The organism is Synechococcus sp. CCAP 1479/10, assembly GCF_019038515.1.
Classification (GTDB): domain Bacteria; phylum Cyanobacteriota; class Cyanobacteriia; order PCC-6307; family Cyanobiaceae; genus Cyanobium.
This window is the reverse complement of record NZ_JAFKRJ010000050.1, coordinates 1-13,100: the sequence shown is the minus strand read 5'-3', so window position 1 is coordinate 13,100 and position 13,100 is coordinate 1. Positions and strand designations below refer to the sequence as shown.

The following is a 13,100-nucleotide window of genomic DNA, read 5'->3' as shown; positions in this document are numbered from 1 at the left end:
CTTTGACGTCCGTGTTCCGCAACCTGCTGATCGCCGATTCCGGCAAGGGTCATGTGGAGGAGATGGTCCGCATCCTGCGTGACATCCCCCCCTGCCGTCAGGCCCGGATCAACCTGCTGCACGTGATTCCCGAGCAGGGGGGTCTGGATCTGGAGAGCCACCGCCAGCAGGCCGAGGTGCTGATCAAGGAGGCCATCGAGCGTCTCGGTCTCAGCCCCGGCGAGGTCAACACCCTGGTGCGCGAGGGCGACGCCAAGCTGACCGTGCTGAACGTGGCCGATGAGCTGGAGGCCGACCTGATCGTGATGGGGTCGCGGGGCCTGGGCCGGCTGCAGTCGATCCTCGGCAACAGCGCCAGCCAGTACGTCTTCCAGCTCTCCACCCGGCCCATGCTGCTGGTCCGGGACGACCTTTATGTGAAGGCCATCAACCGGGTGCTGGTGGCCATCGACGGCACCGGGGTCGGCGACGATGCCCTGCGGCTGGCCTGCGAGCTGGTCCAGGGCATCCCCGGCGGCAGCCTCACCGGCGTGCATGTGTCCCGCCAGGACATCACCCCTTCGCGGGGGGGACGCACCCCCGGCGACGACGTGCTGCAGAAGGCGATCCAACGGGCCCGCAGCTTCGGCGTGGAGATGAAGGGCGTGCATCTCACGGGCGACATCGCCCGCGGTGTGTGTGCCGCCGCCGAAGAGGCGAAGGCGGATCTGGTGGTGATTGCCTCCCAGGACCGCAGGCCGCTCGTGGCCCGGGCCCTGGTGGATCTCGACAAGCTGCTGGGCAGCTCGGTCAGCGATTACATCCGGGTCCACGCTCCGGCTCCGGTCCTGCTGGTGCGGGAACCGGAGGGACGGGCGCGCTGAGGCCGACTCAGCCGCCCTGGCGGCTGTTGGTCTGGATGTAGAGAATGATCAGAAAAACGGCGGGAACCAGAACGAACAGGAGGCTGGCAACGAAGCCGAGGTCGTTGGTTTCCATGACTGCTGGAGAGGTTCTGAGAAGGTATCACCGCCCATCGGCGGGAAGGACGCCCCCTTCATCGCTCGTTGCGGATGGGCCGGCCTCCCCCTCCGGCTCCTCCTCCTCGGGGGGGAGGGGCCAGGCGGTGGGACCCTCCGGCAGGGGCTGGGTGCGGGCCCGGGCCAGGTCACCCTCCCGGTCCGCGAGTCCCACCTGGGGCATGGTGAGCACCATCACCGATTTCTGCACCAGGGCCTGACAGGCCAGCCGCCAGCCCTGGGGACGCCGTCTCAGCTTGAGCTGCTCCACCGCCGTCTGCTCCGTGAGGGCGTTGGCCGCTCCGCCCTCCACCACCTCCACGAAGCAGGTGATGCACTGGCCGCAGCCGCCGCAGTTGCCCAGCCGTCCCTTGAGGCCGTACAGCTCGATGCCTTCGCGCAGGGCGACCTCGCGGAGGTTCTCCCCCGGATAGCACTCCACGTCACGCTGCTCACGCACGAACCGGATCACGGGCATGGCGGAAGCCTCTGGGGGAACTGGACGGCTCCCATTGTGAGGTGCGCCGTTGCGGTCCGTTACCTGGGCCCCGTGCCGTTGCCCGCAACCCTTACCATCGCCAGCACGGATCGGTATCCACCGAGCGTCTCCTTAGCCGCCATCGCCCCGGCGACCGGCTTCGGCAACTGTCAACCCAGACCTGACCCCCCAATGGGATTGCCCTGGTACCGGGTGCACACGGTCGTCATCAACGACCCGGGCCGACTGCTGGCCGTGCACCTCATGCACACCGCCCTGGTAGCCGGCTGGGCCGGCTCCATGGCGCTCTACGAGCTCGCGATCTTCGACCCCTCCGACCCGGTCCTCAACCCCATGTGGCGCCAGGGCATGTTCGTCATGCCCTTCATGGCCCGCCTGGGCGTGACGGGCAGCTGGGGAGGCTGGAGCGTCACCGGTGAAACCGGCGTCGACCCCGGCTTCTGGAGCTTCGAGGGCGTGGCCGCCGCCCACATCATCTTCAGCGGCCTGCTCTTCCTGGCCGCCATCTGGCACTGGACCTACTGGGATCTCGAGATCTGGCAGGACCCCCGCTCCGGGGAGCCCGCTCTCGACCTTCCCAAGATCTTCGGCATCCACCTGCTCCTGGCGGGTCTCGGCTGCTTCGGCTTCGGCGCCTTCCACCTCACCGGTGTGTTCGGTCCGGGGATGTGGATCTCCGATCCCTACAGCCTGACGGGCCACCTCGAACCGGTGCAGCCCGCCTGGGGACCCGAGGGCTTCAACCCCTTCAACCCGGGCGGGATCGTGGCGCACCACATCGCCGCCGGCATCGTCGGGATCATCGCCGGCATCTTCCACATCACCACCCGACCCCCGGAGCGCCTCTACAAGGCCCTTCGCATGGGCAACATCGAGACGGTGCTGGCCAGTGCCATCGCCGCGGTGTTCTTCGCGGCCTTCATCGTGGCCGGAACCATGTGGTACGGCTCGGCAGCCACCCCGGTTGAGCTGTTCGGCCCCACCCGCTACCAGTGGGATCAGGGCTACTTCAAGACCGAGATCAACCGCCGCGTCCAGACGGCCATCGACAACGGCGCCACCAGGCAGGAGGCCTTCGCGGCCATTCCCGAGAAGCTGGCCTTCTACGACTACGTCGGCAACAGCCCCGCCAAGGGTGGTCTGTTCCGCGTGGGCCCGATGATCAACGGTGACGGCCTGCCCACCTCCTGGATCGGACACATCGCCTTCACCGACAAGGAAGGCCACGACCTTGAAGTGCGGCGTCTGCCCAACTTCTTCGAGAACTTCCCGGTGGTGCTCCAGGACGAGCAGGGCATCGTCCGCGCCGACATCCCGTTCCGTCGGGCCGAAGCGAAGTACTCCTTCGAGCAGCAGGGTGTGACGGCCACCGTCTACGGCGGTGCCCTCAACGGTCAGACCTTCACCGACCCGGCGGATGTCAAGCGGCTGGCCCGCAAGGCCCAGCTCGGCGAGGCCTTCGAGTTCGACCGTGAGACTTACCACTCCGACGGCACCTTCCGCAGTTCCCCCCGCGGCTGGTTCACCTTCGGCCACGCCTGCTTCGCCCTGCTCTTCTTCTTCGGCCACATCTGGCACGGTGCCCGCACCCTCTACCGTGATGTCTTCGCCGGTATCGACCCCGATCTCGGTGAGCAGGTGGAGTTCGGTCTGTTCGCCAAACTGGGCGACCGTTCCACCCGGCGCCTGCCCGAGGGCTACGTGCCCCCGGCCGGTTCCACCCTCAGCTGACCGCCAGTCCCCCCGAGGATTCCCATGGAGAGCTTCGCCTACATCCTGATCCTGGCCCTGGCCATTTCCACGCTGTTTTTCGCGATCGCCTTCCGCGATCCCCCGAAAATCGGCAAGTGACCAGCCTTCCTGATTGATGCAGCCCCCGGGAAACCGGGGGTTTTTTCATGCTTAGGGCCCCAACCGGGAGCCCCCCCTTCTCTTTGCGCGCGTAGCTGTTTACACTCCGATCACTTGGACGCGTGCCCGGGGATGCAATGTCCCTCCTGCCAACACACCGATAGCCGCGTTCTGGAATCAAGGGCCGCCGATTCCGGGCGCAGCGTGCGGCGGCGAAGGGAGTGCCTCAACTGCGATTTCCGCTTCACCACCTACGAACGGGTCGAGACCGTTCCGATCACCGTGGTCAAGCGCAACGGCAGCCGCGAAACCTTCAACCGCAGCAAACTGCTGCACGGTCTGCTGAGGGCCTGCGAAAAGACGGGCCTGGAACCGGCCCGGCTCGAGGCCGTCGTTGACGACATCGAACTGGCCCTGCAGCAGCGGGTCGGCCGCGAGGTGAGCAGCAACGAGATCGGCGAGCTGGTGCTCCAGCGCCTGCGGGAGATGAGCGAGGTGGCCTACGTGCGCTTCGCCTCCGTGTATCGCCAGTTCCAGAGCGTCAGCGATTTCGTGGCCACCCTCGAAGGGCTGGGCAGCCGCGGCAAGGCCAAGAGCCGGCTGGCGGTGGTGGGCTGAACCCGGCCCCAGGCCCGCGAGCCGATCGGGGCGCCGGTCCATTGATAGAGTGATCGATCGGGTGTGCGCTGCAGGCGGGCAGCCATCCCGTTCCTTCGCACTGCCACCGGCAGACCGCCCCAGCTCCATGACCCTCACTCCTTCTTCCGAAGCCGACACCCTCGAGGCCCTCACGCCGATCAGCAGCGAGGAGGCCGCCGACATCGAGACCACAGCCGATCTCGATCTGGCGATCCCGGAAGAGGTGCCCAGCGCCGACGACTCCAGCAGCCGGGTCAGCGCACGGGACGGCGACGGTGTGGGCTTCACGCTGGACGAGTTCGCGGCCCTGCTCAGCAAGTACGACTACAACTTCAAGCCCGGCGACGTCGTCAACGGCACCGTCTTCGCCCTGGAATCCAAGGGCGCCATGATCGACATCGGCGCCAAGACCGCCGCCTTCATGCCCCTCCAGGAGGTGTCGATCAACCGCGTCGAGCACCTCTCCGACGTGCTCGAACCCGGCGAGGTGCGCGAGTTCTTCATCCTCAGCGAGGAGAACGAGGACGGCCAGCTGACGCTGTCGGTCCGTCGCATCGAGTACCAGCGCGCCTGGGAACGGGTGCGCCAGCTGCAGAAGGAGGACGCCACGATCTACAGCGAGGTGTTCGCCACCAACCGCGGCGGCGCCCTGGTGCGGGTGGAGGGTCTGCGGGGCTTCATCCCCGGCAGCCACATCAGCACCCGCAAGGCCAAGGAGGAACTCGTGGCCGACTTCCTCCCCCTCAAGTTCCTCGAGGTGGACGAAGAGCGCAACCGTCTGGTGCTCAGCCATCGCCGCGCCCTGGTGGAGCGCAAGATGAATCGCCTGGAAGTGGGCGAAGTGGTGCTGGGTACCGTCCGGGGCATCAAGCCCTACGGCGCCTTCATCGACATCGGCGGCGTCAGCGGTCTGCTGCACATCTCCGAGATCAGCCACGAGCACATCGAGACCCCCCACACGGTGCTCAACGTCAACGATCAGATGAAGGTGATGATCATCGATCTCGACGCCGAGCGGGGCCGGATCTCCCTGTCCACCAAGGCCCTCGAGCCGGAACCGGGCGACATGCTCAGCGATCCCCAGAAGGTGTTCGACAAGGCCGAGGAGATGGCCGCCCGCTACAAGCAGATGCTGCTTGAGCAGGCCGAGGACAGCGAGCCCATGGGTGTCTCCCTCGAATGAGCACTGTTCGGATCCGCTGACGATGGTTCACCTTTCCCTGCGGGGCACCCCGCTGCCCTGCGGGGACGGGCCACTGGAGGCGGTGCTGTTCGACAAGGACGGCACCATGAGCCACAGCGAACCGATGCTCGAGGCCCTGGCTCAGGCCAGGGTCTTTCACTGTCTGGCCCTGGCCGGCCAGGCCGAGGGCGACCCGGAGCGCCTCCGCGACCTGGGCGCCCTCCTGCATCGCGCCTACGGCCTTTCCGCCGAAGGGATCCACCCGGCCGGCACGATGGCGGTCGGCAGCCGCGACCAGAACCTGGTGGCCACCGGCACCGCCCTGGCCCAGGTGGGCTTCGGCTGGCCCGAAGCCCTGGCCATGGCCGAGGCGGTGTTCGCCCGCACCGATGGCCTCCACGGCCAGGGGAGTGCGCAGCGGCCAGCCCCCACCCCCGGCCTGCGGCCCCTGCTGGAGGCCCTGCGCCAGGCGGGAGTGCGTTGCGCCGTGATCAGCAACGACCATGTGGAAGGCATCGAGGCCTTCCTGGCCGCCCACGATCTGGCCGCCTACGTGCAGGCCATCTGGAGCGCCGAGCACCAGCCCCGCAAGCCCGACCCCGCCGCCATCCACGGCCTGTGCGAGGAACTGGGCGTGGCGGCCCAGAGCTGCGCCCTGGTGGGCGACGCCAACAGCGACCTGCGCATGGCGCGGGCCGCCGGGGTGCCGGTGGTGCTCGGCTATCGGGCGGGCTGGCGAAGGCCGGTGGCGCTGGATGGCTCCTTCCTGCAGCTGGACCACTGGCAGGAGCTCGCCGTGGTGCCAGGACCGGCGAACCGGGGGGAATAAGCTCAGCCATCGACTGACCCCACTCCCCTATGAGCCGTTTCGTCTTCACCTCGGAATCGGTGACGGAAGGCCACCCCGACAAGATCTGCGACCAGGTGAGCGACGCCGTGCTCGACGCGCTGCTGGCCCAGGATCCCTCCAGCCGGGTGGCCTGCGAGACCGTGGTGAACACCGGCCTCTGCCTGATCACCGGGGAAGTCACCACCAACGCCCGCGTCGACTTCAACACCCTGGTGCGGGGCGTGATCGAGAAGATCGGCTACAGCGGCGCCCGTGCCGGCGGCTTCGATGCCCGCAGCTGCGCCGTGCTCATCGCCCTTGATCAGCAGTCGCCCGACATCGCCCAGGGTGTGGATGAGGCTGACGACCACGACGGCGACCCCCTCGACAAGGTGGGCGCCGGCGACCAGGGCATCATGTTCGGCTACGCCTGCGACGAGACGCCGGAGCTGATGCCGCTGCCGATCAGCCTGGCCCACCGGCTGGCACTGCGGCTGGCCCAGGTGCGCCATGACGGCAGCCTCGGCTACCTGCTCCCGGACGGCAAGACCCAGGTGAGCGTGGTGTACGAGAACGACCGCCCCGTGGCGATCGACACGATCCTGATCTCCACCCAGCACACCGCCGAAGTGGAGGGCATCAGCGACGAGAAGGCGGTGCAGCAACGCATCAGGGAGGACCTCTGGTCCCACGTGGTGCTGCCCGCCACGGCCGATCTGCCCCTCAAGCCCACCACGGAGGGCACGCGCTTCTACGTCAACCCCACCGGCAAGTTCGTGGTGGGCGGCCCCCAGGGCGACGCGGGGCTGACGGGCCGCAAGATCATCGTCGACACCTACGGCGGCTATGCCCGCCACGGTGGCGGCGCCTTCTCGGGCAAGGACCCCACCAAGGTGGACCGCTCCGCCGCCTACGCCGCCCGCTACGTGGCCAAGGCCCTGGTGGCTTCCGGCCTGGCCCACAAGGCCGAGGTGCAGCTCAGCTACGCCATCGGCGTGGCCCGGCCCGTGAGCATCCTGGTGGAGAGCTTCGGCACCGGCGCCCTCAGCAACGCCGACCTCACCGCCCTGGTGCAGGAGCACTTCGACCTGCGCCCCGGCGCCATCATCGAAGCCTTCGGCCTGCGGGAACTGCCCCAGCAGCGGGGCGGACGCTTCTACCAGGACGTCGCCGCCTACGGCCACTTCGGCCGCAAGGACCTCGACCTCCCCTGGGAGGACGTGACCGCCATCGCCGCCACCCTGAAGCAGGCCACGGCGAGCCGTGTCAGCGCTGTATCTGGGGGTTGACCTCGGCAGCAGCGGCCTGCGCCTGGCCGTTCTGGGCGAGGCCGGCGCTCCCGACGGGGACCCCGCCAGCCCCGTTCTGGAGCGGCAGTCCCCCTACCCGGGCCGCTTCGAGGATCCCGAGGCCTGGCGGCAGGGCCTGATCGATCTGCTGGCGGCCGTGCCCGAGGAGGTCCGCCGGCGGGTGGCGGCCGTCGCCATCGATGGCACCTCCGGCACGCTCCTGGCCTGCGGTCCAGGAGGCCGCCTAATGCCGCCGCCCCTGGCGGACGCCCTCCCCTACCACCAGGCCTGTCCGGAGCAGGCCGGGGCCATCGCCACCCTGCTGGCCGCGGGGAAAGGGGCGTGGGACGCGGAGAGCGGGGCGTGGGCCGACCATCCCGCCGCCAGCAGCAGCGGCAGCCTGGCCCGGGCCCTGCGTCTGCAGTCCCTGGCCCGGGAGACGGGCCTCGCCCAAGGCCTGCTGCTGCGCCACCAGGCCGACTGGCTGATGGGCTGGCTGCTTGACGACTGGCGCTGGGGCGAGGAGGGCAACAACGTGCGGCTGGGCTGGGACCTGCAGCAGGGCCGCTGGCTCGCGGGGGTGGCCGAAGGCCTGGGTGCCGGTGCCCTGCCGGGGATCCGCAGCAGCGGCAGCCGCCTGGGGCGGCTGGCTCCGGCGGCGGCGGCCTGCCTGGGCCTGCCGGCGGACTGCCAGGTGGTGGCCGGCAGCACCGATGCCAACGCCGCGGTGCTGGCCGCCGATCCCCAGGAGGGCGACGGCATCACCGTGCTGGGCACCACCCTGGTGCTGAAGCAGTTCGTGGCCGCCCCCCTGGCCGGGGCCGGGCTCAGCAACCACCGGGTGGGCGGCCGCTGGCTGGCGGGGGGAGCCTCCAACGCCGGCGCCGGCATCCTGCGCCGCTTCTTCGACGACGCCCAGATCGCCGAACTGAGCCGCCAGATCACGCCGGGTCGTCCCACGGGGCTGGCCCTGCGGCCCCTGAGCCGCCGGGGCGAGCGCTTCCCGGTGGACGACCCGGCGCTGGAGCCGATCCTGGAGCCGAGGCCCGCCAGTGATGCCCGCTATCTCCAGGCCCTGCTGGAGGGTCTCACCGCCATCGAGGTGGCGGGCTGGCGGCGGCTGCGGCAGCTGGGGGCCCCGGCCCTGCGGCGGGTGATCAGCGTCGGCGGCGGCGCCCGCAACAGCCAGTGGCGGGCCCTGCGGTCGCGCGCCCTGGGGATCCCGGTTCTGAACCGACCGAAACGCACGGCGGCCCTGGGCATGGCCCTGCTGGCGCGGGCCAGCTCCAGGATGGGGGCCGAATCCGTCTCGCCCCGGCCATGAACGAACGTCTCAAATCGATCCTCGCCATGGCCCTGTTCGTCGTGCTGGCCGGCTATGTGGGCTTCAGCGGCGTGCGGCTGGGTCTGCTGCTCTGGCAGCGGTTCGCCGGCGCCTGATCCCAGAATTCCCCCAACCGACCTGAACCCATGGCCGCCGATCCCCTCACCGCTGCAGTGAGCGACCGCATCTGCAAGCACATGAACGACGACCACGCCGAGGCCGTCCTGGCCTACGCCCGCCACTACGGCGGCTGCACCGAGGCCAGTGAGGCCCGGATGGTGGCCGTGGAGCCCGAGGCGATGCGCCTGGAAGTGGACGGCACCCGGGTGGAGGTGCCCTTCGACCACGCCCTCACCGACAGCGAGGACGCCCACCGCACCCTGGTGGCCATGCTGCGGTCGCTCCCCGGGAAGGCTTGAAGCAGCGACTGCGCCGCCGCCGGCGGCGCCGGACCCCTGACCCTTCTCGCACGCCTGAGCCGGCTTCCGCTCGACTGGTTCGCCGCCACCCCCTGCCCCCTGTGCCGTGGCCTGCAACCACCGCAGCACGGGGCCGGAGCGGCCTGCCCGGACTGCCGCCGCCGCCTGCCCCTGCCGGCCGGGGCCCTGAGGGGCAACGAGCCCCTGCTCTGGTGGGCGGCCGGCTCCTACGACGGCGAGCTGCGGCGGTTGCTGCTCGGGCTGCGGCAGCGGCCTGAGCCCGCCGGGGTCGGCGCCCTCGTGAAGGTGCTGGCGGAGGGATTGCCCCAGTGGCGGCAGCGGCCGCTGGTGGTGCCGGTGCCGAGCTGGAAACGGCAGGGCAATCCCCTGCCGGCGCTGGTGTGCCAGGAGCTCATCCGCCAGCTGGGCTATCGCCGCGCCGATCTGCTGGAGCGGTCACGGCCCGTGCTGGGCCAGCACCACCTCGGCAGGACCCTGCGCCTGGCCAACCAGGAGGGGGCCTTCCGCTGTCGCCGGGGCCCCCGCCTCGGCGAAGCCCTGGGCCGGCCGGTCCTGATCGTCGACGACATCGTCACCAGCGGGGCCACCGGCTGCAGCGCCGCCACAGCCCTGGAGACCCTCGGCTGGCAGGTGGTGGGACTCCTCTGCCTGGCCCGTACGCCCCGGGGGCGCACCCGGACGGGCCGCCCCCCCAGCGGGCCGTGATCTAAGATCCCAGCGTCGCTTCGGCGACGGGCCGGGATAGCTCAGTTGGTAGAGCAGGCGATTGAAAATCGCCGTGTCCCCAGTTCAAATCTGGGTCCTGGCATTGCGTGCGGACTGCTCTGCAGCCCATCACCATGCCCCATCAGCCCTCGACCTCCAGCCAGATCTTCAACAACGCCGACAGCTTCGCCCAGGCGTTCGATGAGGCCTGGCAGGAGCACAGTCGACAGGATCCCTCCCACGGGCTCTCGACCGCCGAAAAGCTCGAGGCGATCCTCGGCCGGGTGGCTGGCCACCCGTTCGCCGAAGCTGATCCGGCCATGGCCCGCCAGGTGGGGGCCTTCAGGATCCGCCTCCTCGACCTTTAGGTGGCGCCCATGAGCAGCTCCCTCGCCCGCCTTCTCCAGCTCCTGAGCGGTGGCTTCAGCAACCAGAGCCAGGCCTTCGACAATCCGCCCATCTACGCCCACATCCTGGTCAAGTTCCGGCCCTTGCCCCACCTGGCCCCGGGCTCGCTGCTGCTGGAGCAGTCCTACGCCATCTCACCCGGCACGCCCTACAGGATCCGGGTGCTGCGGGCCGAGCGCCGCGACGGCGACCTGATCATCCACAACCAGGCCCTCCAGGACGAGCAGCGTTTCTGGGGCGCCATCGAGGATGAAGAGCGACGCCGCAGCATCGCGGAGAGCGACCTCCTGCCCCTCGAAGGCTGCACCTACGTGGTGCGGGAGGTGGGCGAGGGGTTCGCCGGCGAGGTGGAACCCGGCTGCCGCTGCCTCGTGGAGCGCAAGGGAAGCCTCGCCTACCTGGTCAGCAGCTTCGAGATCGATTCCCGGGGCATGCGCACAATCGACCGGGGCCACGACCCGGCCACCCATGAGCAGCTCTGGGGATCCCTGGCCGGCCCCTTCGAATTCGAACGCACCGACGACTACCGCGCCGAACTGCCCGCCGCCTGGCTGGAGATCTGATCGGGCAGGGGCCCTTTCAGCCGGCGATCAGCTCGTCCATGAAGGGCTGCTCCCCCTCGTCCAGAAAGGGATCGATCTCCTCCTGGGCCAGATCGAAGGATTCCGCCACCGGCAGGGAGGCCGGCGGCTCCTGCTGCAGCGCCGGCGGCTGCACCGCCTGCAGATGGCGGGAGGTGCCGGCGCGATCCAGTCCCCGCAGGGCCGCCTCGATCCTGGCCAGGCGCTCTTCGGTGTCCCCCAGGCGCTCGTCCATGGCGGCCCCATGGGTGGCCTCAAGGTCGGCGACCTCCTCCAACCGCGCACCGATGCGATCCTCGTGGCCCCCGAGCCGTTCCTCGAGCTCCAGCAGGCGGTAGGTGAGCGCTTCGGCCACCTGGGACAACACCTGCAGCTGATCGGCCAACCGGAGGGAGGAGTCCTCGGATGGGGACACAACAGAAGCCATGACGGCACCGGGATGATGGCCGGATGGTATCGGCGTGGGGCCGACCTGCCAGGGGTGACCCCGGCCGGGGGATTTGTAACGATTCTGAAAACCCTGTCGTGGCGAGCGGACAGGCCCATAGGATCCGCCTTGCAGCCCATGATCGGGACGTTTCCTGCAGCCGTCCCCGAAGGCCTCTGCAGATCCGCCACTGCATATTCGCAGTCGCAGATCCGCAGCTGCAATCCGCAGAGACCAAGCGCCCTGCCCACCGACCTTCTCTCCAACGCCTCTCCCCCGGCACCCACGCTCATGACACTTGCCAACGCTGCCTATCTGGGCATCGAGCGTTTCTCCAGCGACCGCAACAAGGAAAACTGGACGAACGCCACCGAAAACGACAAGGCCGCCCTGATCCGCGCCGTCTACAAGCAGGTGCTCGGCAATCAGTACGTCATGACCAGCGAGCGGCTCTCGGGTCCGGAGTCCCTCTTCAAACGCGGCTACCTCAGCGTGCGGGAGTTCGTGCGCCAGGTGGCCAAGAGCGGGCTCTACAAGGCCAAGTTCTTCGAGAACTGCAACCCCTACCGCTTCATCGAGCTGAACTTCAAGCATCTCCTGGGTCGGGCGCCCCAGAACAAGGCCGAGATGCTGCATCACTTCACGATCCTGCAGGAGCAGGGCTACGACGCCGAGATCGACTCCTACCTCGACAGCGCCGAGTACCAGAACCGCTTCGGCGAAGAGGTGGTTCCCTACCTGCACGGCTGGGACTACTCCTCCGGCCAGCAGGGCCTGCAGTTCTCCTACATGCTCCAGCTGACCCGGGGTGTGGGCGCCTCGGTTCGGGGCGATCTGCTCAAGAACCAGTCGCGCCTCAACCCCTCGGTGCATGCGGAAGCCCCCATGCCGGTGGTGAGCCCCAACGCTCGCGGCAGCGTCTTCCGCAAGGTCTCCACCGATGGCGTCACCCGCCAGGGCGTGGGCGCCGGTGAAGAGGGACGCACCTTCCGGGTCGAGATCTCCGGCTTCAACAACTACCGCCTGCACAAGCGCAGCAACCGGGTGCGCTTCATCCCCTTCAACAAGCTGCTCCAGACCCAGCAGCAGATCCTCCGCGAAGGCGGCCGCATCGCCAGCATCACCCCGGTCAACTGAACCGGGCTCCCGTTCAGCCTTAACCCCCTACCCCTCCGAATCCATGAAGGTTTCCGCAGGTACCCGAGGCACCGGCCTCAACAGTTCCCGCCAGGTGGCGTTCACCGTCACCGGCGTCAACAACAACGACTACTCCCGCACCGCGGACATGGTCATGAACGTGCCGTTCACCCGCATGAACGAGACCATGCGTCTCGTCCACGCCATGGGCGGCAAGATCGTCAGTGTCTCCGTGACCGGCGGCGGTACGGGCGCCGAGGCGCCGGCCCCCCGCAAGGGCAAGGCGAAGGCCGAAGGCTGAGGCCAGCCCAGGACCAGACCACAGTCCGGCCTTTCGATGGGGCCCCCTCCGAGGGGGCCCTTTTTCATGGGCCCCTGTTCATGGGCCGGGTGCATGGACCGGGTGCTTGGGCCGGATTCGAGGCTCGGGACACCGGGCCTTACACCCATCCGCTGGATGAACCGTCCAGGCTGAACCCCAGCGGCCGGCCAGATGGCCAGAACCATTGCGGCCGTTTGGATCCAGGCGGTGGTGACCATTTATTAAGGCACCCCCATCCACCGGACGCCTTCCCCAACAATAGGTAGGTCTTTCGGAGCGATGCCCGGCCCTGGCCAGGCGATCATCGAAAGCAACGACGCAGTCGACGTCAGCCCCCCCCGGACTGACGCTCCAGACTCGACCCCCTTACCCACCCAATCCCGACGTTCGACGTCGAGAACAGGAGCTAACTCAATGTTCGACGCCTTCACCAAGGTCGTTGCTCAGGCTGATGCCCGCGGCGAATTC

Annotated in this window: 17 protein-coding genes and 1 tRNA gene; 15 read left to right on the top strand and 3 right to left on the bottom strand. The window is 68.9% G+C overall.

Features of this window, described 5'->3' with window-relative positions; genetic code table 11:
- Positions 1–11 precede the first annotated feature (11 nt).
- Entirely contained in the window at positions 12–863 is an 852-nt protein-coding gene (locus KUG39_RS16235; protein WP_094585053.1) for a universal stress protein, read from the top strand.
- 7 nt (positions 864–870) lie between these two features.
- On the opposite strand, the gene psbM is transcribed toward KUG39_RS16235, so the two are convergent.
- Together psbM and KUG39_RS16225 are read right to left on the bottom strand one after the other, a co-directional pair.
- Positions 871–978: a photosystem II reaction center protein PsbM gene (psbM, locus tag KUG39_RS16230; RefSeq protein WP_015109223.1), complete on the bottom strand. Its 108-nt coding sequence runs from the start codon at positions 976–978 to the stop codon at positions 871–873.
- Between the two features lie 27 nt (positions 979–1,005).
- Complete coding sequence (locus tag KUG39_RS16225; RefSeq protein ID WP_216916574.1) at positions 1,006–1,476, bottom strand: 2Fe-2S iron-sulfur cluster-binding protein; 471 nt, start codon at positions 1,474–1,476, stop codon at positions 1,006–1,008.
- 192 nt (positions 1,477–1,668) lie between these two features.
- On the opposite strand from KUG39_RS16225, the gene psbB reads away from it, so the two are divergent.
- From psbB to KUG39_RS16165, 12 genes are all read left to right on the top strand, one after another.
- Positions 1,669–3,228 carry a photosystem II chlorophyll-binding protein CP47 gene (gene psbB / locus KUG39_RS16220; RefSeq protein ID WP_216916572.1) on the top strand — a complete coding sequence of 520 codons (1,560 nt, stop codon included), beginning with the start codon at positions 1,669–1,671 and terminating at the stop codon, positions 3,226–3,228.
- 24 nt (positions 3,229–3,252) lie between these two features.
- Complete coding sequence (locus tag KUG39_RS16215) at positions 3,253–3,348, top strand: photosystem II reaction center protein T (protein WP_010314684.1); 96 nt, start codon at positions 3,253–3,255, stop codon at positions 3,346–3,348.
- A gap of 132 nt (positions 3,349–3,480) precedes the next feature.
- Complete coding sequence (gene nrdR / locus KUG39_RS16210; RefSeq protein ID WP_094585050.1) at positions 3,481–3,966, top strand: transcriptional regulator NrdR; 486 nt, start codon at positions 3,481–3,483, stop codon at positions 3,964–3,966.
- Between the two features lie 127 nt (positions 3,967–4,093).
- Positions 4,094–5,170 carry a 30S ribosomal protein S1 gene (locus tag KUG39_RS16205; protein WP_094585049.1) on the top strand — a complete coding sequence of 359 codons (1,077 nt, stop codon included), beginning with the start codon at positions 4,094–4,096 and terminating at the stop codon, positions 5,168–5,170.
- A gap of 22 nt (positions 5,171–5,192) precedes the next feature.
- Positions 5,193–5,999 (top strand): HAD family hydrolase, encoded by an 807-nt coding sequence (locus tag KUG39_RS16200; protein WP_216916570.1) that lies wholly within the window; start codon positions 5,193–5,195, stop codon positions 5,997–5,999.
- A 29-nt stretch (positions 6,000–6,028) separates the two neighbouring features.
- Positions 6,029–7,288, top strand: a complete 1,260-nt coding sequence (metK, locus tag KUG39_RS16195; RefSeq protein WP_094585047.1) for a methionine adenosyltransferase — start codon at positions 6,029–6,031, stop codon at positions 7,286–7,288.
- Entirely contained in the window at positions 7,263–8,612 is a 1,350-nt protein-coding gene (locus KUG39_RS16190) for an FGGY-family carbohydrate kinase (RefSeq protein ID WP_216916568.1), read from the top strand. Before metK ends, KUG39_RS16190 begins: the two co-directional genes overlap by 26 nt.
- A gap of 146 nt (positions 8,613–8,758) precedes the next feature.
- Positions 8,759–9,031: a DUF2470 domain-containing protein gene (locus KUG39_RS16185; RefSeq protein WP_094585045.1), complete on the top strand. Its 273-nt coding sequence runs from the start codon at positions 8,759–8,761 to the stop codon at positions 9,029–9,031.
- Positions 9,032–9,280: 249 nt separating this feature from the next.
- Positions 9,281–9,757: a ComF family protein gene (locus KUG39_RS16180; RefSeq protein ID WP_216916566.1), complete on the top strand. Its 477-nt coding sequence runs from the start codon at positions 9,281–9,283 to the stop codon at positions 9,755–9,757.
- Between the two features lie 30 nt (positions 9,758–9,787).
- Positions 9,788–9,860 (top strand) — tRNA-Phe (locus KUG39_RS16175).
- A 31-nt stretch (positions 9,861–9,891) separates the two neighbouring features.
- A complete protein-coding gene (locus KUG39_RS16170) occupies positions 9,892–10,125 on the top strand; it encodes a hypothetical protein (protein ID WP_094585043.1) in 234 nt (77 codons plus the stop codon).
- Positions 10,126–10,134: 9 nt separating this feature from the next.
- Positions 10,135–10,728, top strand: a complete 594-nt coding sequence (locus tag KUG39_RS16165; protein ID WP_216916564.1) for a chromophore lyase CpcT/CpeT — start codon at positions 10,135–10,137, stop codon at positions 10,726–10,728.
- 16 nt (positions 10,729–10,744) lie between these two features.
- On the opposite strand, the gene KUG39_RS16160 is transcribed toward KUG39_RS16165, so the two are convergent.
- Complete coding sequence (locus tag KUG39_RS16160) at positions 10,745–11,173, bottom strand: hypothetical protein (RefSeq protein WP_216916562.1); 429 nt, start codon at positions 11,171–11,173, stop codon at positions 10,745–10,747.
- Between the two features lie 291 nt (positions 11,174–11,464).
- Here KUG39_RS16160 and KUG39_RS16155 point away from each other — a divergent pair, with 291 nt between their 5' ends.
- Together KUG39_RS16155 and KUG39_RS16150 are read left to right on the top strand one after the other, a co-directional pair.
- Positions 11,465–12,310, top strand: coding sequence for a phycobilisome rod-core linker polypeptide (locus KUG39_RS16155; protein WP_094585040.1), 846 nt, complete (start codon positions 11,465–11,467; stop codon positions 12,308–12,310).
- A gap of 43 nt (positions 12,311–12,353) precedes the next feature.
- Positions 12,354–12,611 carry a rod-capping linker protein CpcD domain-containing protein gene (locus KUG39_RS16150; RefSeq protein WP_094585039.1) on the top strand — a complete coding sequence of 86 codons (258 nt, stop codon included), beginning with the start codon at positions 12,354–12,356 and terminating at the stop codon, positions 12,609–12,611.
- The last annotated feature ends 489 nt before the right edge of the window (positions 12,612–13,100 follow it).

Excerpts from the sequence above, each read along its gene's own strand:
- psbM (WP_015109223.1), bottom strand. The coding sequence starts at position 978 with ATGGAAACCAACGACCTCGGCTTCGTTGCCAGCCTCCTGTTCGTTCTG.
- KUG39_RS16225 (WP_216916574.1), bottom strand. The coding sequence starts at position 1,476 with ATGCCCGTGATCCGGTTCGTGCGTGAGCAGCGTGACGTGGAGTGCTAT.
- psbB (WP_216916572.1), top strand. The coding sequence starts at position 1,669 with ATGGGATTGCCCTGGTACCGGGTGCACACGGTCGTCATCAACGACCCG.
- KUG39_RS16215 (WP_010314684.1), top strand. The coding sequence starts at position 3,253 with ATGGAGAGCTTCGCCTACATCCTGATCCTGGCCCTGGCCATTTCCACG.
- nrdR (WP_094585050.1), top strand. The coding sequence starts at position 3,481 with ATGCAATGTCCCTCCTGCCAACACACCGATAGCCGCGTTCTGGAATCA.
- KUG39_RS16205 (WP_094585049.1), top strand. The coding sequence starts at position 4,094 with ATGACCCTCACTCCTTCTTCCGAAGCCGACACCCTCGAGGCCCTCACG.
- KUG39_RS16200 (WP_216916570.1), top strand. The coding sequence starts at position 5,193 with ATGGTTCACCTTTCCCTGCGGGGCACCCCGCTGCCCTGCGGGGACGGG.
- metK (WP_094585047.1), top strand. The coding sequence starts at position 6,029 with ATGAGCCGTTTCGTCTTCACCTCGGAATCGGTGACGGAAGGCCACCCC.
- KUG39_RS16185 (WP_094585045.1), top strand. The coding sequence starts at position 8,759 with ATGGCCGCCGATCCCCTCACCGCTGCAGTGAGCGACCGCATCTGCAAG.
- KUG39_RS16170 (WP_094585043.1), top strand. The coding sequence starts at position 9,892 with ATGCCCCATCAGCCCTCGACCTCCAGCCAGATCTTCAACAACGCCGAC.
- KUG39_RS16165 (WP_216916564.1), top strand. The coding sequence starts at position 10,135 with ATGAGCAGCTCCCTCGCCCGCCTTCTCCAGCTCCTGAGCGGTGGCTTC.
- KUG39_RS16160 (WP_216916562.1), bottom strand. The coding sequence starts at position 11,173 with ATGGCTTCTGTTGTGTCCCCATCCGAGGACTCCTCCCTCCGGTTGGCC.
- KUG39_RS16155 (WP_094585040.1), top strand. The coding sequence starts at position 11,465 with ATGACACTTGCCAACGCTGCCTATCTGGGCATCGAGCGTTTCTCCAGC.
- KUG39_RS16150 (WP_094585039.1), top strand. The coding sequence starts at position 12,354 with ATGAAGGTTTCCGCAGGTACCCGAGGCACCGGCCTCAACAGTTCCCGC.